We start from the raw sequence: 16589 nt of genomic DNA, 5'->3' as shown, positions 1-16589 counted from the left end.
ATGCGGTGGTGCGTGCGGGTGCTGGCGTCCAGGAGGGTCTCTCAGCCCTTGACCGCTCCGGCGGACATGCCGGTGACCAGGTGCTTCTGCGCGAACAGGAACACCAGGGCGGCCGGGATGGCGATGAGCACGGAGGCCGCCGTCATGGGGCCCCACTGGGCGCCGTACTGGTTGACGAACTTCTGGAGTCCGCCGGCGAGCGTCAGGTTCTCGTCACCGACCAGGAAGGCGGAGGCGTACGCCACTTCGCCCCAGGCCGTGATGAAGGAGTAGAACGCGGTGACCGCCAGGCCCGGCTTGGCCAGCGGCAGGATGAGGCGCCAGAAGGTGCCGAACGGGGTGAGGCCGTCGACCTCGCCCGACTCGTCGATCTCGCGCGGAATGGTGTCGAAGAAGCCCTTCATCATCCAGGCGCAGAACGGCACCGAGATGGTGAGGTAGGTGATGACGAGACCCGCGGGCTGGTTGAGCAGGCCCAGGTTGGCCATGATGTTGTAGATCGGCACGATGAGGACGGCGACCGGGAACATCTGGGTGATCAGCAGCGTCCACATCAGCCCGCGCTTGCCGGGAAAGCGGAAGCGGCTGACGGCGTAGCCCGTGGTGGCGGCGACGAAGACACCGATGACGGTGGAGAGCCCGGCGATGATCGCGGAGTTGGCGAACCAGTTGAGGAACTCGGTGTCGCGGATCAGGTTCGTGTAGTTGACGAACGTCGTCTCGCGGAAGAAGTCCGTGGTGGTCGCGTACTTGGCGGGCTTGAGCGAGGTCAGCAGGACCCACAGCACCGGGAAGACGGCGATCACCGAGGCGATGATCAGGGTGAGGTGCAGCGCGACGGAGGCGAGCCGGGAGCGCTCGCCGCGGAGCCGGACCTTGCGCACGGCGTGACGGGCGGGGGCGTCGGTGGCGGAGGTGACGGTGCTCACCAGTTGTCTCCCTGGGTGCGCAGGACTCGCCGGTAGACCACGGCGAAGAGCATCAGGAGTACGAGGATCAGCACACCCCAGGTGGAGGACTGCGCGAAGTCGCGCGGGCTGATCTCGAAGGAGAACTTGTACGCCTGGGTGACGAGGATCTGGGTGGCTTCACCGGGTCCGCCGCGGGTGAGCAGGAAGATCACCGGGAACATGTTGAAGGTCCAGATGGTGGAGAGCAGGATCACCGTGGTGGACACCGGGCGCAGGCCGGGCAGCGTGATGTGGCGGAACCGCTGCCAGGCGGTGGCCCCGTCCATCTCGGCGGCCTCGTACTGCTCCGAGGGGATGGACTGCAACCCGCCGAGCAGGGCGACCATCATGAACGGGATGCCGAGCCAGACGTTGACGGCGATGACCGCGAACTTGGCCCAGGTCGGGTCGTTCAGCCACGGGACGCCGTCGATGCCGGCGCCGCCGAGGATCTTGTTGAGCAGTCCGCGCTCCTCGTTGTAGAGGAAGCGCCAGGCGAAGACCGAGACGAAGCCGGGGATGGCCCAGGGCAGGATCAGGGCCATGCGGTAGGCGGAGCGGCCGGCGATACGGCGGTTGAGGATGTTGGCGAGGCCCATGCCGAGCGCGAACGTGATGCTCACGCAGGAGACCGTCCACACCAGCGTCCAGCCGAGCGTGCCGAGGAACTGCGAACCGGTCAGCGCGTCGATGTAGTTGTCGGCACCGACGAACTTGTAGGTGGCGGGCAGTTCGTTGACGCCGATGGTGCGTGCGACGTTGCGCTCGTCGGCGTCGGTCATCGACAGGTAGATCCCGCGCAGCAGCGGGTAGCCGATGATCACGCTGATCACGACGACGACCGGGGCGACCATGGTCCAGGCGTACCAGTGGGTCGACAGACCGCGCCGGATACGGCCGGCGGCCGGTGGTGGGGTGCCAGTACCGCGGCTCCGGCCGCGGGCGACGTCATCGCCCGCGGCCTTCACCACCGACTGGCTGGTGTGGACAGCCATCAGTCGGCCAACCTTCCTGTTACTTCCAGTCCTTCAGGAGCTTGCGGTACTCGTCGCCGGTGGCCTTGGCGGCCTTCTCCGGCGTGGTCTGGCCGGTGAGGACCTTGGTGTACTCGATGCCGAGCGGGGCGAAGAGGCTGCCGCCCTCGGGGATCCAGGGGCGCTCGACGGCGGTCTCGACGACCGGCTTGAAGAAGCCGACGATCTCGCTGTTGACGGCTTCCTTCTTGGCGTACGCGGAGGTGCGCGTCGGCAGGAGGTTCAGCTCACCGGCGGTGGTGGCCTGGGACTCCACGGACGTCATGTACTCGACGAAGGCGTAGGAGGCTTCCAGGTTCTTCGAACCGGCGTAGACGGCGAGGTTGTGACCGCCCTGCGGAGCGCCGTGGGCGGCCGAGCCGGCCGGGACCGTGGCGATGCCCAGGTTGTCCTTGTCCGTGAACTCCTTGCCGGTCAGCGTGTCGGCGACGGCCCAGGGGCCGTTGATCATCATCGCGACGTCGCCGTTCTTGAACGCCTGCATCATGTTCTCCCAGCCGTCCGAGGCATCCGTCTTCGCGGTGCCGTCCTCGACCAGGGCCTTGACCGCCTTGAACGCCTTGACGCCCTCGGGCTTGTCCACGGTGACGGTCTTGGACTCGGCGTCGACCAGGTCGCCGCCCTCGCCGTAGAGGAAGGAGAGGAAGAAGTACGGGTCGTCGCCGCGCAGGTAGAGACCGGTCTTGCCGGTCTTGTCCTTGATCTTCTTGGCGGAGGCCTTCAGCTCGTCCAGGTTGGTGGGCGGCTCGACGCCCGCCTTCTCCATCAGCTTCTTGTTGTAGAAGATGCCCATGGAGTCGATGACCTGCGGGACGGCGTAGGTCTTGTCCTCGAACTTGGTGGACGCGACGGCCTGCGGCAGGAAGTCGTCCTGGTTCTTCAGGGCGGCGGTGCCGTCCAGCGGAGCCAGGTAGCCGAGGGAGGCGAAGTCCGGCGTCCAGGCGACCTCGGAGCGGATCACGTCAGGCGCGGAGCTGCCGGCCTGGGCCGCGTTCTTGAACTTGTTCTGCGCGTCACCGAAGGGGACGCTGACGTACTTGACCTTGACCTTCGGGTGCTTCTTCTCGAAGCCTTCGGCCAGCTTCTTGAAGACCTTGTCCTCGCTGCCGACGCTCGAGGTGTCCCACCAGGTCACGGTGCCGGAGAGCTCACCCGAGCTCTTGCTGCCGCCGGTCTCGTCGCCGCTGCCGCAGGCGGTCGCCGCGAGCGCCAGGGCCGCGACCAGGGCGGTGGCCGTTATGCCACGTCGCATCTGAACTCCTTCAACTGCCGTACCGCTCCGTCGCGGCGCCGGGTCGACGTGAACGTAACAAGGATGAAAGGCCACCGAAAGACCTTGCGGAAGATTTCTGCAAGCCCTGTTGATCGTTACATTCGCGTGTCCTCAAGGTTGCCGTCAAGCCCCTTGACGGGAACGGTGGAACCCTGGCAGGGGCAGGCCACGTACGGCATCTCCGCAGTGCGACGATCCGACCGCAGCCCGCAGTGAGGGGCCGCAAGAGATTGCAAGACCTTGCCGGGGCGCGGGGCTCAGCCCATGCCGGCACGGGGGTGCAGGCGCCCGGCCGACACACAGTGGGCAATCCGACACCGGCCCGGTACAGTCCACTGACATGACCGCACGGCTTGCCGATATCGCAACTCAGGCGGGGGTCAGCGAAGCGACGGTCAGCCGAGTCCTGAACGGCAAGCCGGGGGTCGCGGCGACCACCCGCGAATCCGTCCTCGCGGCGCTCGACGTCCTGGGCTACGAACGCCCCGTACGGCTGCGCCGGCGCAGCGCGGGCCTGGTGGGACTGATCACCCCCGAGCTGGAGAACCCGATCTTCCCGGCGCTGGCCCAGGTCATCGGCCAGGCGCTCACCCGGCAGGGGTACACACCGGTCCTCGCCACCCAGACCCCCGGCGGCTCCACCGAGGACGAACTCACCGAAATGCTGGTGGACCGGGGCGTCTCGGGCATCATCTTCGTCTCCGGACTGCACGCCGACACCTCGGCCGACATGCAGCGCTACGAACAACTGCGCGGCCAGGGGGTCCCCTTCGTCCTGGTCAACGGCTTCTCCGCCAAGGTGCAGGCCCCCTTCATCTCCCCCGACGACCGGGCGGCGATGCGGCTGGCGGTGACGCACCTGGTGGCGCTCGGCCACACCCGGATCGGCCTCGCGGTCGGCCCCAAGCGCTTCGTGCCCGTGCTCCGCAAGATCGAGGGCTTCCACGCCACGATGCAGGAGCAGCTGGGCCTCACGCCGGACGCGGTGGAGAAGTTGATCCAGCACTCCCTGTACACGCTGGAGGGCGGCCAGGCCGCCGCCTCCGCCCTGATGGAGCGCGGCTGCACGGCGGTCGTCTGCGCGAGCGACATGATGGCGCTCGGGGCGATCCGTGCGGCCCGCAGACTGTCGAAGGAAGTCCCCCGGGACCTCTCCGTGGTCGGCTACGACGACTCGCCCCTCATAGCGTTCACCGATCCGCCGCTGACCACCATCCGGCAGCCCGTGACGGCGATGGGCCAGGCCGCGGTGCGCACGCTGTTGGAGGAGATCGGCGGAACCCCGGCCCCGCACAGCGAGTTCGTCTTCATGCCCGAGCTGGTGGTCCGCGGCACGACGGCCTCCGGCCCCGGCACGGGACCCGTAGGTGGCGCAGGGTTCCCCCCTCGTCCTTGAGGTGCAGAACATGCGACCGGAACCCGACCGGAGGATGATCGGGGGCAGGGGAATCTCTATGGAAGACTCTCTGCCTATGGGTGAAACGGACGTGACAGCACAGGAGGACGGGAAGACCGGCTGGTCGGACCGGCTCCGCTCCCTGCGATCGCCCGGCCGCCCCCGGCTCTGGTTCGAGATCCTGCTCATCGCGGTCAGTTACTGGCTGTACTCGCTCGTGCGCAACGCCGTACCGGAGCAGAAGGCCCAGGCGCTGAGCAACGCGGACTGGATCTGGTCGGCGGAGAAGGCCCTGGGCCTCGCCTTCGAGGAAACGGTCAATCACGCGGCCAATTCCGTGACATGGCTGATCGTGTCGATGAACTACTACTACGCGACCCTGCACTTCGTCGTGACCATCGGCGTCCTCGTCTGGCTCTTCCGCCGCCACCCGGGCCGGTACGCGGCCACCCGGCTCGTCCTCTTCGCGACGACGGGCGTGGCCCTGCTCGGCTACTACCTCTACCCGCTGGCGCCACCGCGTCTGATGAGCGGCACGAACTTCATCGACACCGTGCTCGTGCACGAGACCTGGGGCTCGATGGCCTCGGGCAACTTCAAGAACATGTCGAACCAGTACGCGGCGATGCCGTCGATGCACATCGGCTGGTCCCTCTGGTGCGGCCTGACGATATTCGCCCTGGCCTCGGCGCCCTGGGCCCGCATCCTGGGCCTGCTCTACCCGACGCTCACCCTGGTCGTCATCGTGGCCACCGCCAACCACTTCTGGCTGGACGCGGTGGGCGGCATGATCTGCCTCGCCTTCGGCTACACGGTCTCCCGCGCCTGGTACGGCTCGCTGCCGCAGCACCTGCCGAAGTGGGTGCCGTCGAAACAGGGCGCCCGGCTGACGGGGGTGCGGGCGGCGGCACGGCTGCCACGGCCGGCCGCGGAGCCGGAGCCCGAGCCGGAGACGGCCGGGGCGCGAAGAGCGTAGGCACCACAGGAACGCGGGCGGACACGGTGTCCACCCGCATCGCTGTTTCTCCGCCTCGGCCGCGGTGCGCGATCCGCCCGCCCGCGACCGTGAGCCGGACCGGGGCGGGGTCGGCGGCAGCGCACCGAGCGGGGCCCGGGGCGGCGCCCCGCGAGGACGCCCCTAGACCACCGCCCCGTAGAACCGCTCCTCCACCACCGCCCGAGCCCTCCGTGTGATCCGCCGGTAGTCGTCCAACATGTCCCCGACGTGCCCCGGCTCGTACCCCAGGTACCGCCCCACCGCGGTCATCTCCCGAGGGTCCGAAGGGAACATGTCCCCCGGCCGCCCCCGCACCAGCATCACCGCGTTCCGCACCCGCGTGGCCAGCACCCACGCCTCGTCCAGCATCTGCGCGTCCTCACCCGGGATGAGCCCCGCCGCACACGCCGCCGCCAGCGCCTCGCGCGTACGCGTCGTCCGCAGCCCCGGCTCCGCCCAGCCGTGCTGCATCTGCATCAGCTGGACGGTCCACTCGACGTCGCTCAGCCCGCCCCGCCCCAGCTTCGCGTGGAGCGTGGGGTCCGCGCCGCGCGGCATCCGCTCGGACTCCATCCGGGCCTTGAGCCGGCGGATCTCGCGTACGGCGTCCTCACCGAGCCCTTCCATCGGATACCGCAACGGGTCCACCAGCTCGATGAAATCGCGCCCCAACTCCTCATCGCCCGCCATGTGTCCGGCCCGCAGCAGCGCCTGGCTCTCCCAGACCAGCGACCAGCGCCGGTAGTACGCCTCGTACGACTTCAACGTCCGCACCAGGGGCCCGGTCCTGCCCTCGGGCCGCAGATCAGCATCGATCAGCAACGGCGGATCGGCGGTCGGCAGCTGAAGAAGCCTCCGCATCTCCCCCACGACCGCGTTCGCCGCCCGGGCCGCCTCCTCGTCGCTCACCCCCTCCCGCGGCCGGTGCACGAAGAGGACGTCGGCGTCGGAGCCGTAACTCAGCTCGTGCCCGCCGAAGCGACCCATGCCGATGACGGCGAACCGGGTCGGCAGGGTGTCGCCCCACTGTTCGCGTACGGCGGCCCGCAGCGCGCCCGCGATGGTGGCGGCGTTGAGGTCGGTGACGGCGGAGCCGACCCGGTCGACGAGGGCCCCGTGGTCCTGCTCCGCCGGGCTGTCCTCGGTGCCGTACGAGCCGATGATGTCGGCGGCCGTCGTACGGAACAGCTCCCGCCGCCGCACTCCGCGCACCACCGCGACCGCCGACTCCGCGCCCCCCGCACGCCCCACCGCGGCCAGCACCTCCTGCTCCAGGTGCTCGCGGGTGCGGGGCGTGAGCCCCTCCGGGTCGCCCAGGATCGCCACCGCCTCCGGGGCCCGCAGCAGCAGGTCGGGGGCGAGGCGGCCGGCGGAGAGGACCCGGGCGAGGTTCTCCGCCGCCGCCCCCTCGTCGCGCAGGAGCCGCAGGTACCACGGGGTCTTGCCGAGCGCGTCGGACACCTTGCGGAAGCCGAGGAGCCCGGCGTCCGGGTCGGCGGAGTCCGCGAACCAGCCGAGCAGCACCGGCAGCAGGGTGCGCTGGATCGCCGCCTTGCGGGAGACCCCGGAGGAGAGGGCCTCCAGGTGGCGCAGGGCCGCGCCGGGGTCGGCGTACCCGAGGGCCTCCAGCCGGATCGCGGCCGCCTTGGCGCTGAGCCGGGACTCGGCGGGGGCCAGCTGGGCGACGGCGTCCAGCAGCGGCCGGTAGAAGATCTTCTCGTGCAGCCGCCGGACGACGGAGGCGTGCCGCCGCCACGCCTTGTCGAGCTCGGCGACCGGGTCGGTCCGCATCCCGAGCGACCGCCCGAGCCGCCGCAGGCCCGGCTCGTCCTCGGGGACCAGGTGGGTGCGGCGCAGCCGGTAGAGCTGGATGCGGTGCTCCATGGAGCGCAGGAAGCGGTACGCCTCGTCGAGCTGGGCGGCGTCCGCGCGCCCCACGTACCCGCCCTCGGCGAGCGCCCGCAGGGCCTCCAGCGTGGTCCCGCTGTGGAGCGAGGCGTCGCTGCGCCCGTGCACCAACTGCAGGAGCTGTACGGCGAACTCGACGTCCCGGAGCCCGCCGGGCCCGAGCTTCAGCTCGCGGTCTATCCGGTCGGCGGGGATGTTGTCGACGACGCGGCGGCGCATCTTCTGCACGTCGGGGACGAAGTTCTCCCGGTCGGCGGCCTGCCAGACGAGCGGGGACACGGCATCGACGTAATCCTGGCCGAGCTCCGGGTCACCGGCGACCGCGCGCGCCTTCAGCAGCGCCTGGAACTCCCAGGTCTTCGCCCACCGCTGGTAGTAGGCGAGGTGCGAGGTGAGGGTGCGCACGAGGGGCCCGTTGCGGCCCTCGGGGCGGAGGTTGGCGTCGACCGGCCAGATGGTGCCCTCGGGGGTGTTGTCGGAGCAGATCCGCATCATGTGGGCGGCCAGCCGGGTGGCGGCCTGCATGGCCTTGTTCTCGTCGACCCCGTCGCGCGCCTCGCCGACGAAGATCACGTCGACGTCGGAGACGTAGTTCAGCTCGTGCCCGCCGCACTTGCCCATCGCGACGACGGCGAGCCGGCACTGCGCCGCGTCCTCGGGGGCCGCCGTGCGGGCGATGGCGAGGGCGGCGCGGAGGGTGGCGGTGGCGAGGTCGGCCAGTTCGGCGGCGGTCTGGGCGAGGTCGGTGGTCCCGCAGACGTCGCGGGCGGCCAGGGTGAGCATGCACCGGCGGTAGGCGACGCGCAGCGAGTCCGGGTCGACGGCCTCGGCGAGCCCGCGCTCGAACTCGGCGACGCCCGGGTGCAGGTCGATCGCCTCGTACGTGACGAGCGCCTGCCAGTCGCGCGGGTGCCGGGCCAGGTGGTCGCCGAGCGCCTCGGACGCGCCGAGGACCCCGAGGAGCCGGTCGCGCAGGGGCTTGGCGGTGACGAGGGTGTCCAGCAGCATCTGCCGCTCGCCCTCCTCCTCGGCCTCCACGAGCCGGACGAGGCCGCGCAGGGCCAGATCGGGGTCGGCGGTGGCGCCGAGCGCCTCCAGGAGGACGGGATCGGAGCGTACGGAGGCGAGGTCGTCCAGCTCCAGGAGCTGCTCGGCGGCGGACGGGTCGGTGAATCCGTGCCGCAGCAGCCTGGTGAACGTACTGCTCCTGCGCCCCGGCACCGTCGTCATTGCTCGCTCTCCTGCCGCCCGAACCGATCCGCGTAGCCGCACGCCGCCCCTTCGCCGCGTCACAGCTCCCCGAGCCTAGTCCTGTGCCGACGAATTCGGGGCGGAGGCGGAGTCCACCCACCGGGTAAAGCACCTGACAGCACCCCTGACGCCCTGCGGAGGAACCATGGCCACCACCGAGCAGCCACCGGCCACCGAGCTGGACGCCCGCTACAGCAGCGAGGGCGCGACGGCCCGCCCCTGGCCGGAGGTGGCGGCCCTGCTGGGCGCGGCCCCGCTGTACTGGCTCTCCACGGTCCGCCCCGACGGCCGCCCCCATGTCACTCCGCTCATCGGCGTCTGGTGGGAGGGCGCCCTGCACTTCTGTACGGGCCCGGCGGAGCGCAAGGCGCGCAACCTCGCGGCCAACGCCGAGGTGGTCCTGACGACGGGGGCCAACGCCCTCGACTCGGGCTTCGACGTGGTGGTCGAGGGCCTGGCGGACCGGGTGACGGACCACGGCCGGCTGACCGCTCTGGCCCGGGAGTGGGAGGCGAAGTACGGCAGCGACTGGCACTTCGACGTCGAGGACGGCAGCTTCGTCCAGCCGGAGGCGGGCCACGCGCATGTGTTCGCGGTCCACCCCCGTACGGTGTTCGGCTTCGGCAAGGGGGAGCCGTACAGCCAGACGCGTTACCGCTTCAGGTGATGCACGTGGTCCGCCCGGCGGTCCCGATGACGACGGTGGCGTACAGCTCCTCGCAGACCACCACGCGCGGGACCAGCCCGGCGGCGCGGAGCACCTGTACCGCCGCGTCCCGCTGCCGCTCACTGGCCTCCACCAGCAGGCTGCCTCCGGGGGCGAGCCATCCGGGGGCCTCGGCGGCGACCCGGCGCATGACGTCGAGGCCGTCGCCGCCGCCGTCGAGGGCGACCCGGGGTTCGTGGACGCGGGCCTCGGCGGGGAGCAGCTCGACATCGGCGGTCGGCACGTACGGCACGTTGGCCAGCAGCACGTCGACGCGGCCGCGCAGGGCGGCGGGAAGGGGGTCGAACAGGTCGCCCTCGTAGACCTGCCCGAGGTCACCGATGTTGCGCCGGGCGCAGCGTACGGCGGCGGGTTCGACGTCGCAGGCGTGCAGGTCGACCCGGCCCGGGGTGGTGGACGCCTCGGTGGCGAGGGCGACGCCGAGCGCTCCGGAGCCGCAGCAGAGGTCGACGACGACGGCCCGCTCCGGGGCGAGGGCGGCGGCCTGTGCCACGAGGAACTCGGTACGCCGGCGGGGCACGAAGACCCCGGCGTCCACGGCGAGACGCCGGCCGCAGAACTCGGCCCAGCCCAGGACGTGTTCGAGCGGAAGCCCGGCGACGCGGTGCTCGACGAGCGAGGACAGATGGCCCGGGGACGCGGCGGCCTCATGGAGAAGAAGGGCCTCGTCCTCGGCGAAGACACATCCGGCGCGGCGCAGGGCGGCGACGGTGGCGGGAAGAGAACTCACGGGGTGAACCGACATGCGGGCGAACGCCTTTCGGGGAATCCGATGGGCGCTCCGCGATCGGTCCGTACCGTCCGGCCCTGCTATGCCGGTCGTGTGACGCGATCGTGCGAGGTGAGCACCCAGCCTGCTCCAGCGGTAATGGGTCTCACCTCCCCGGTCCGTCCCCGTACCGGCGCACGGGGGGTCGTAACACTACAACAGCCCGCGCCACGTGGGCGCGGGCTGTCGTTCGGCCGTCTACAGGCCGACGCTGTCGCGCAGCTTGGCCGGCGCCAGGAAACCGCCCCATCGGCACTCGGCCGCGCGTCACCGAGACCACCGCCGGCATCCGCATCGAGGCGGACCTCCCCGCAGAGCTGACGGAGACGGAGCACGCGGCCGTCCTCGCCGCTCTGGCCGCGGCCGACCACTTCGGGCACACCCGCACCCACCCGCGGATGAGCCCTCCAAGGCCCTCCCGCTCAAGCGCGTTGGGGAGCCCCTCGACCCACCCCTATGACAGCGGCAGGACCAGCCCCTACAGCACCGGCAGCAGGTTCTTCAGCTCGAAGGCCGTGACCTCGCTGCGGTACTCCTCCCACTCCTGCTTCTTGTTGCGGAGGAAGAAGTCGAAGACGTGCTCGCCCAGGGTTTCGGCGACCAGTTCGCTCTTCTCCATCAGGGAGATCGCCTCGCCCAGGTTCTGCGGGAGCGGTTCGATGCCCATCGCTCGGCGTTCCGCGTCGGAGAGGGCCCAGACGTCGTCGTCGGCGCCGGCCGGGAGCTCGTAGCCCTCCTCGATGCCCTTGAGGCCTGCGGCGAGCAGGACCGCGTAGGTGAGGTACGGGTTGGCGCCGGAGTCGATGGAGCGGACCTCTACGCGGGCCGAGCCGGTCTTGCCCGGCTTGTACATCGGGACGCGGATGAGGGCGGAGCGGTTGTTGTGGCCCCAGCAGATGTACGAGGGGGCCTCGCCGCCCGCGCCGGCCGCTCGGGACGAGCCGCCCCAGATGCGCTTGTAGGAGTTGACCCACTGGTTGGTGACGGCCGAGATCTCCGCCGCGTGCGTCAGCAGGCCCGCGATGAACGAGCGGCCGACCTTGGAGAGCTGGTACTCCGCGCCCGACTCGTAGAACGCGTTGCGGTCGCCCTCGAAGAGGGAGAGGTGGGTGTGCATGCCCGAACCCGGGTACTCCGAGAAGGGCTTGGGCATGAACGTGGCCTGCACGCCCTGCTCCAGCGCCACCTGCTTCATCACCAGACGGAACGTCATGATGTTGTCCGCCGTGGAGAGCGCGTCCGCGTACCGCAGGTCGATCTCCTGCTGGCCGGGGGCGCCCTCGTGGTGGCTGAACTCGACCGAGATGCCCATCGATTCGAGCATGGTGATCGCCTGGCGGCGGAAGTCCATGCCCACGTTCTGCGGGGTGTGGTCGAAGTAGCCCGAGCTGTCCGCCGGGGTCGGGCGGGTGCCGTCGACCGGCTTGTTCTTCAGGAGGAAGAACTCGATCTCGGGGTGGGTGTAGAAGGTGAAGCCGAGGTCGGAGGTCTTGGCGAGGATGCGCTTCAGTACGTAGCGCGGGTCCGCGAAGGACGGGGAGCCGTCCGGCATCAGGATGTCGCAGAACATCCGCGCGGTGCCGGGGGCCTCCGCACGCCAGGGCAGGATCTGGAAGGTGCCCGGGTCCGGCTTGGCGATCATGTCCGATTCGTACACACGGGCGAAGCCCTCGATCGCCGAGCCGTCGAAGCCGATGCCTTCGTCGAAGGCCTGCTCCAGCTCGGCCGGGGCCACGGCGACGGACTTGAGGAACCCGAGGACGTCGGTGAACCACAGCCGCACGAAGCGGATGTCGCGCTCCTCAAGGGTCCTGAGGACGAATTCCTGCTGCTTGTCCATTGCCACATCCTTGCAGTTCAGACGGTCCGTGCACCACCGCCCGGGGTAGGGGGACACTTCAGTATCGCGACCCGGGATTTCCCCCAGATTACGCACACGGTGTGAGAGAGAGCACTCGGCCACCCACTACGATCGGCGACCGTGGCGTACGGGGGCCGCGGCGGCTCTCCCGCCCAGCCGCGCGCACCGTTTCACCGGACCGGCCTTCCCCCCTCCCACCCCTTCGCAGAAGGACTCGACGCCATGAGTTTCGGCCCCAGCGATCCCCTGTACGCCACCCCGCCCCAGCAGCCCTCCGACGGTGCCCGCTCCACCCGTAACCGGGCCATCGCCATGGGGCTCAGCGCCGCCGTCGTGGCCGGTCTGGCCGTCTTCGGTACGTACATGGTGCTGAAGAGCTCCGAGGCCGAGGAGAACCGGGCCGACAGCTCCTCCGCCCAGGACGGCAAGCAGCCCGGCGGTGACGGCAGCGGTACCGGCGGGGCCATCGCGGGGCTCAAGTCCTGGAACGCCGCCGAGCTCGGGCGCGATCACACCGCCGGGGACGTCGACTATCCGATGACGCCTCCCGTCGGCGGCGACCACAACCCGTCCTGGCTCGACTGCGACGGCGACGTATACGAAAAGGCCGTCCCCGACGTCAACGCGGTGCACTCCCTGGAACACGGCGCGGTCTGGGTCACCTACAACACCGAGGCCGCCGACGCCGACGTCACCAAGCTCGCCGAGCGGGTCCGGAACACCCCGTTCACCCTCATGAGCCCGTACGCGGAACAGGAAGGCGCCATCGTGCTCAGCGCCTGGGGCAAGCAGGTCACCGTGGACAGCGCCGAGGACCGGCGCGTGGACCAGTTCCTCGCGCAGTACGTCCAGGGGCCGCAGACCCCCGAACCCGGCGCCCCCTGCACCGGCGGGTCGGCCGCGGTGCCGCAGTGACCGCCATGGCCGCAGGAGGGACCGGCGGCGACGCCGGGAGCGACGGGCGGAGCGGGACGCGTCGTGTGCGGTGGGTCGCCGGGGGTGCCGTGGTTCTCGCCCTGGTCTTCGCCGGGGCCGCCACCTTCGCCTCCGCGCGTGGGGGCGGGGGTAACGGTGTTCCGGCCGTCGATTCCGCCGATGCCGGGTTCGCCCGGGACATGGCCGTCCACCACCAGCAGGCCGTGGAGATGTCCTTCATCGTCCGCGACCGTACGGACGACGAGGACGTACGCCGTCTCGCCTACGACATCGCCAACACCCAGGCCAACCAGCGCGGCATGCTGCTCGGCTGGCTCGATCTGTGGGAGCTGCCCAAGGTCGCCCCGGATGGGGAGAGGCCCATGGCGTGGATGGAGGGTGGAGGAGGGCACGGTGATCATGCGGCCGGGGTCGGGGCCGGCAGTGGCGTCGGACTCATGCCGGGGATGGCCACCAAGGACGAGCTACGGCGGCTGGGGACGCGGCGCGGTGCGGAGGCCGAGGTCCTCTTCCTCCAGTTGATGACCGATCACCACAAGGGCGGCGTCTCCATGGCCGAGGCGTGTGCGTCGCTGTGTTCCGTTCCGGTGGAGAAGCGGCTCGCCCGAGGCATGGTCGAAGGTCAGCGGTCGGAGCTGGGGCTCATGCGCGACCTGCTGGCCGCGCGTGGGGCGAAGCCCCGCACCTGAGCGAAGCCCCGTACCCGAGCGGGGCCCATGTCAGCCGTGCGTCAGCCCCCGGCCCCGTATCAGCCCACCCGAACGGGTGATTGCGGTCGCGCGGCCCGGGCGCGCCGATGACGATGGGTTGCGCTCGGGGCCGCACGGCAGTGCCATCGGCACGCAGGAGGAAATCCCCCATGACGACCGCCAAAGACATCATGCACAGCGGGGCCCGCTGGATCCCCGCCCACGAGACCCTCGACCGCGCGGCGCAGCTGATGCGTGAGCACAACGTGGGCGCGCTGCCCGTCTCCGCCAACGGTGACTCGGACCGGATGGTCGGCATCATCACCGACCGGGACATCGTCGTCGGCTGTGTGGCCAAGGGCCACGACCCGTCGAAGGTGACCGCGGGCGACCTCGCCCAGGGCACGCCGCGCTGGATCGACGCGGCTGCGGACGTGAACGCGGTCCTGGAGGAGATGCAGAACCACCGCATCCGTCGGCTCCCCGTCGTCGAGAACAAGAAGCTCGTCGGCATGATCAGTGAGGCCGATCTCGCGCAGCACCTCACGGAGGAGCAGATCGCGGGCTGGGCGGAGAAGGTCTACTCGCGCAGCTGAGAAGCCAGAGCCGTTGAGTGGCCCGGTGTCCCCAGGGGTGCCGGGCCACTGTTCGCCCTCATACCCACCGGGGGTAGGGTGACGGCATGGCGAGCACGGTCGGCGGAGTCCGGAGCGGGAGTGGGAGCGTGATGTGCGGGCAGCTCCTGCTGCTCGCCGCGCTGCTCTTCGGCATCGTCACCATGCATACCGTCGGGCATCCGGCCGCTGAGCACGTCCCCTCGCCCTCGGTGCCCGTGGCCATGTCCGACGCCATGCCCGTTGCCGTGGCCGAGACCGCCTCCGATGCCGTGCATCCCTCGCACCGCTCCCCCGAACACTCCCCTATGAGCGGCATGGATCCGCTCTCCGTCTGCCTCGCCGTTCTCGGCGTCTGGGGGCTCGCCCTCGTCGGTGCCTGGCTGCTCGGGCCGCGCACGGACGGGCGGCCCCTCGGTACGCCGGTGGGTGCGGGGCTCCTGCGGGCGCCGCGGCCGAATCCGCCGCCCCCGATATCGGTGCTCGCCAGCGTTTCGGTGCTGCGCATTTAGGAGTGGGCGTTCGCCTCCGCCCTTCCCCCTGATCCGGACTCCCCCTGATCCGGACCGACCAGCAGTTCCCAGAGGTGTATTCAGCATGCCCACGCAACCCACCCGACGCGCCGTGCTCGGCGCCGCTCTCGCCGTCGCCGGCACGGGAGCCCTCGCCGCCTGCTCCGACGGCGGCGGCCACGGCGCGGCCCACGCCCCCGGCGGCGCCGAGGACTCCGGCACGTACGTCTCCCCCGGCGGCAAGGAGGTGGCGGCGGCCGAGAAGGCGCGCGGCTCCGGTCCCGTACGCAAGGTCTCCCTCACCGCCACCCGCACCCGGCTCGACCTGGGCGGCGGCACCACCGTCGCCTCCTGGGCGTACGGGGACCGGCTGCCCGGGCGTGAGGTGCGGGTGAGCGCCGGGGACACCCTCGATCTCACTCTGGCCAACCACCTGCCGCAGCCCACCTCGATGCACTGGCACGGGCTCGCCCTGCGCAACGACATGGACGGCGTCCCCGGGCTCACCCAGCGGGCCATCGCGCCGGGGGGCGACTTCCGGTACCGGTTCGCGGTGCCACACCCGGGGACGTACTGGTTCCACCCGCACTCCGGCGTCCAGCAGGACCGGGGGCTGTACGCGCCGCTGATCGTGGAGGACCCGAAGGAGCCGTTGGCGTACGACAAGGAGTGGGTCGTCGTCCTCGACGACTGGGTCGACGGGGTGGCGGGGTCGACGCCCGATGCCGTGCTGAAGGAACTCTCCGGGGGGATGAGCGGCGGCGGGATGGACCATGGCGCGCACACCGTGTCGGGGGCCGAGGAGGACGATCCGGACGGTGGAGGGCCCTCGCGGATGACGATGGGCGCCCGTAGTGAGGTGCTCGGTGGGGACGCGGGTGATGTCGCCTATCCGTACTACCTGGTCAACGGGCGGGTGCCGGACGATCCGGAGACGTTCCGGGCGCGGGCAGGTGACCGTGTCCGGCTGCGGATCATCAACGCCGGCGGCGACACCGCCTTCCGGGTCGCGCTCGGTGGGCACCGGCTGACCGTCACCCACACCGACGGCTTCCCCGTCCGGCACGCCACGGGGGACGCGCTGCTGCTGGGGATGGGCGAGCGGTACGACGTCCTCGTCACCGCCGGGGACGGGGTCTTCCCGCTCGTCGCTTTGGCGGAGGGCAAGAAGGCGGCCGCCCTCGCCGTGCTGCGGACCGGGGGCGGTGCGGCGCCCGCCGCCTCCGTACGGCCCGAGGAGTTGGACGGGAAGCTCGTCGAGGCGGGGCGGCTGGTGCCGGACCCGTCGGTGGCCCTGGCCGGCCGTGCGCCGGACCGGACCATCCGGATGCGGCTCACCGGTGGGATGGCCGACTACGACTGGGCCTTCGACGGGCAGCCGTACACCGCGGGACAGCGGCGGCCGGTGGAGGCCGGGGAGCGTGTGCGGGTCGTCTTCGACAACGGGACGGCCATGTGGCATCCGCTGCATCTGCACGGACACACGTTCGCGCTGGGCGGGAACGCCGCCGGGGCCCGCAAGGACACCGCGATCGTCCTTCCGCACCGGTCGCTGACCGTGGAGTTCGACGCCGACAACCCGGGGCTGTGGATGGTCCACTGCCACAACGTCTACCACGCGGAGGCGGGGATGATGACGGTCCTCGGGTACCGGGGCTAGGGCCTCAGCGGG

General features: G+C 70.9%; 14 protein-coding genes. 8 read left to right on the top strand and 6 right to left on the bottom strand.

What is annotated here, in order from left to right:
- Positions 1-41: 41 nt before the first annotated feature.
- From AMK21_RS03820 to AMK21_RS03810, 3 genes are read right to left on the bottom strand one after another with little or no spacing between them, the layout of a single operon-like run.
- Positions 42-929: a sugar ABC transporter permease gene (locus tag AMK21_RS03820; protein WP_073874088.1), complete on the bottom strand. Its 888-nt coding sequence runs from the start codon at positions 927-929 to the stop codon at positions 42-44.
- On the bottom strand, positions 926-1945 hold the full coding sequence (locus AMK21_RS03815; protein ID WP_073874086.1) for a carbohydrate ABC transporter permease: 1020 nt from the start codon (positions 1943-1945) through the stop codon (positions 926-928). The genes AMK21_RS03820 and AMK21_RS03815 overlap by 4 nt, the downstream gene beginning before the upstream one ends.
- Before the next feature lie 19 nt (positions 1946-1964).
- Positions 1965-3236, bottom strand: coding sequence for an extracellular solute-binding protein (locus AMK21_RS03810; RefSeq protein WP_073874084.1), 1272 nt, complete (start codon positions 3234-3236; stop codon positions 1965-1967).
- A 361-nt stretch (positions 3237-3597) separates the two neighbouring features.
- Between AMK21_RS03810 and AMK21_RS03805 the strand changes: the two genes are divergently transcribed.
- Both AMK21_RS03805 and AMK21_RS03800 read left to right on the top strand, forming a co-directional pair.
- Positions 3598-4653, top strand: a complete 1056-nt coding sequence (locus AMK21_RS03805; protein ID WP_073874082.1) for a LacI family DNA-binding transcriptional regulator — start codon at positions 3598-3600, stop codon at positions 4651-4653.
- Between the two features lie 76 nt (positions 4654-4729).
- Positions 4730-5629: a phosphatase PAP2 family protein gene (locus AMK21_RS03800; protein ID WP_234421816.1), complete on the top strand. Its 900-nt coding sequence runs from the start codon at positions 4730-4732 to the stop codon at positions 5627-5629.
- 162 nt (positions 5630-5791) lie between these two features.
- Here AMK21_RS03800 and AMK21_RS03795 read toward each other — a convergent pair whose 3' ends face one another.
- Entirely contained in the window at positions 5792-8788 is a 2997-nt protein-coding gene (locus tag AMK21_RS03795) for a bifunctional [glutamine synthetase] adenylyltransferase/[glutamine synthetase]-adenylyl-L-tyrosine phosphorylase (RefSeq protein ID WP_073874078.1), read from the bottom strand.
- Between the two features lie 166 nt (positions 8789-8954).
- On the opposite strand from AMK21_RS03795, the gene AMK21_RS03790 reads away from it, so the two are divergent.
- A complete protein-coding gene (locus tag AMK21_RS03790; RefSeq protein ID WP_073874077.1) occupies positions 8955-9476 on the top strand; it encodes a pyridoxamine 5'-phosphate oxidase family protein in 522 nt (173 codons plus the stop codon).
- Here the strand turns inward: AMK21_RS03790 and AMK21_RS03785 are convergent.
- Both AMK21_RS03785 and glnA read right to left on the bottom strand, forming a co-directional pair.
- Positions 9469-10281: a putative protein N(5)-glutamine methyltransferase gene (locus AMK21_RS03785; RefSeq protein WP_073874075.1), complete on the bottom strand. Its 813-nt coding sequence runs from the start codon at positions 10279-10281 to the stop codon at positions 9469-9471. The two genes, AMK21_RS03790 and AMK21_RS03785, sit on opposite strands and share 8 nt — an antisense overlap.
- Before the next feature lie 502 nt (positions 10282-10783).
- A complete protein-coding gene (gene glnA, locus AMK21_RS03780; protein ID WP_003969536.1) occupies positions 10784-12145 on the bottom strand; it encodes a type I glutamate--ammonia ligase in 1362 nt (453 codons plus the stop codon).
- 243 nt (positions 12146-12388) lie between these two features.
- Here glnA and AMK21_RS03775 point away from each other — a divergent pair, with 243 nt between their 5' ends.
- The 5 genes from AMK21_RS03775 (at position 12389) to AMK21_RS03755 (ending at position 16577) form a co-directional block, all read left to right on the top strand.
- Positions 12389-13081 (top strand): DUF3105 domain-containing protein, encoded by a 693-nt coding sequence (locus AMK21_RS03775; protein WP_073874073.1) that lies wholly within the window; start codon positions 12389-12391, stop codon positions 13079-13081.
- A 5-nt stretch (positions 13082-13086) separates the two neighbouring features.
- On the top strand, positions 13087-13791 hold the full coding sequence (locus tag AMK21_RS03770) for a DUF305 domain-containing protein (RefSeq protein ID WP_073874280.1): 705 nt from the start codon (positions 13087-13089) through the stop codon (positions 13789-13791).
- Between the two features lie 170 nt (positions 13792-13961).
- Entirely contained in the window at positions 13962-14387 is a 426-nt protein-coding gene (locus AMK21_RS03765; RefSeq protein WP_073874071.1) for a CBS domain-containing protein, read from the top strand.
- A gap of 86 nt (positions 14388-14473) precedes the next feature.
- Positions 14474-14917 carry a DUF6153 family protein gene (locus tag AMK21_RS03760; RefSeq protein WP_073874069.1) on the top strand — a complete coding sequence of 148 codons (444 nt, stop codon included), beginning with the start codon at positions 14474-14476 and terminating at the stop codon, positions 14915-14917.
- A gap of 85 nt (positions 14918-15002) precedes the next feature.
- Positions 15003-16577 carry a multicopper oxidase family protein gene (locus AMK21_RS03755; protein WP_073874068.1) on the top strand — a complete coding sequence of 525 codons (1575 nt, stop codon included), beginning with the start codon at positions 15003-15005 and terminating at the stop codon, positions 16575-16577.
- The last annotated feature ends 12 nt before the right edge of the window (positions 16578-16589 follow it).

This window comes from Streptomyces sp. CB00316 (assembly GCF_001905595.1).
Lineage (GTDB): Bacteria > Actinomycetota > Actinomycetes > Streptomycetales > Streptomycetaceae > Streptomyces.
This window is presented reverse-complemented; position numbering and strand designations above follow the sequence as displayed.

What these genes read in the sequence shown, in the direction of transcription:
- AMK21_RS03765 (WP_073874071.1), top strand. Translation starts at nt 13,962, where the DNA reads ATGACGACCGCCAAAGACATCATGCACAGCGGGGCCCGCTGGATCCCC.
- AMK21_RS03770 (WP_073874280.1), top strand. Translation starts at nt 13,087, where the DNA reads ATGGCCGCAGGAGGGACCGGCGGCGACGCCGGGAGCGACGGGCGGAGC.
- AMK21_RS03755 (WP_073874068.1), top strand. Translation starts at nt 15,003, where the DNA reads ATGCCCACGCAACCCACCCGACGCGCCGTGCTCGGCGCCGCTCTCGCC.
- AMK21_RS03805 (WP_073874082.1), top strand. Translation starts at nt 3,598, where the DNA reads ATGACCGCACGGCTTGCCGATATCGCAACTCAGGCGGGGGTCAGCGAA.
- AMK21_RS03810 (WP_073874084.1), bottom strand. Translation starts at nt 3,236, where the DNA reads ATGCGACGTGGCATAACGGCCACCGCCCTGGTCGCGGCCCTGGCGCTC.
- AMK21_RS03795 (WP_073874078.1), bottom strand. Translation starts at nt 8,788, where the DNA reads ATGACGACGGTGCCGGGGCGCAGGAGCAGTACGTTCACCAGGCTGCTG.
- AMK21_RS03760 (WP_073874069.1), top strand. Translation starts at nt 14,474, where the DNA reads ATGGCGAGCACGGTCGGCGGAGTCCGGAGCGGGAGTGGGAGCGTGATG.
- glnA (WP_003969536.1), bottom strand. Translation starts at nt 12,145, where the DNA reads ATGGACAAGCAGCAGGAATTCGTCCTCAGGACCCTTGAGGAGCGCGAC.
- AMK21_RS03800 (WP_234421816.1), top strand. Translation starts at nt 4,730, where the DNA reads ATGGGTGAAACGGACGTGACAGCACAGGAGGACGGGAAGACCGGCTGG.
- AMK21_RS03785 (WP_073874075.1), bottom strand. Translation starts at nt 10,281, where the DNA reads ATGTCGGTTCACCCCGTGAGTTCTCTTCCCGCCACCGTCGCCGCCCTG.
- AMK21_RS03790 (WP_073874077.1), top strand. Translation starts at nt 8,955, where the DNA reads ATGGCCACCACCGAGCAGCCACCGGCCACCGAGCTGGACGCCCGCTAC.
- AMK21_RS03815 (WP_073874086.1), bottom strand. Translation starts at nt 1,945, where the DNA reads ATGGCTGTCCACACCAGCCAGTCGGTGGTGAAGGCCGCGGGCGATGAC.
- AMK21_RS03775 (WP_073874073.1), top strand. Translation starts at nt 12,389, where the DNA reads ATGAGTTTCGGCCCCAGCGATCCCCTGTACGCCACCCCGCCCCAGCAG.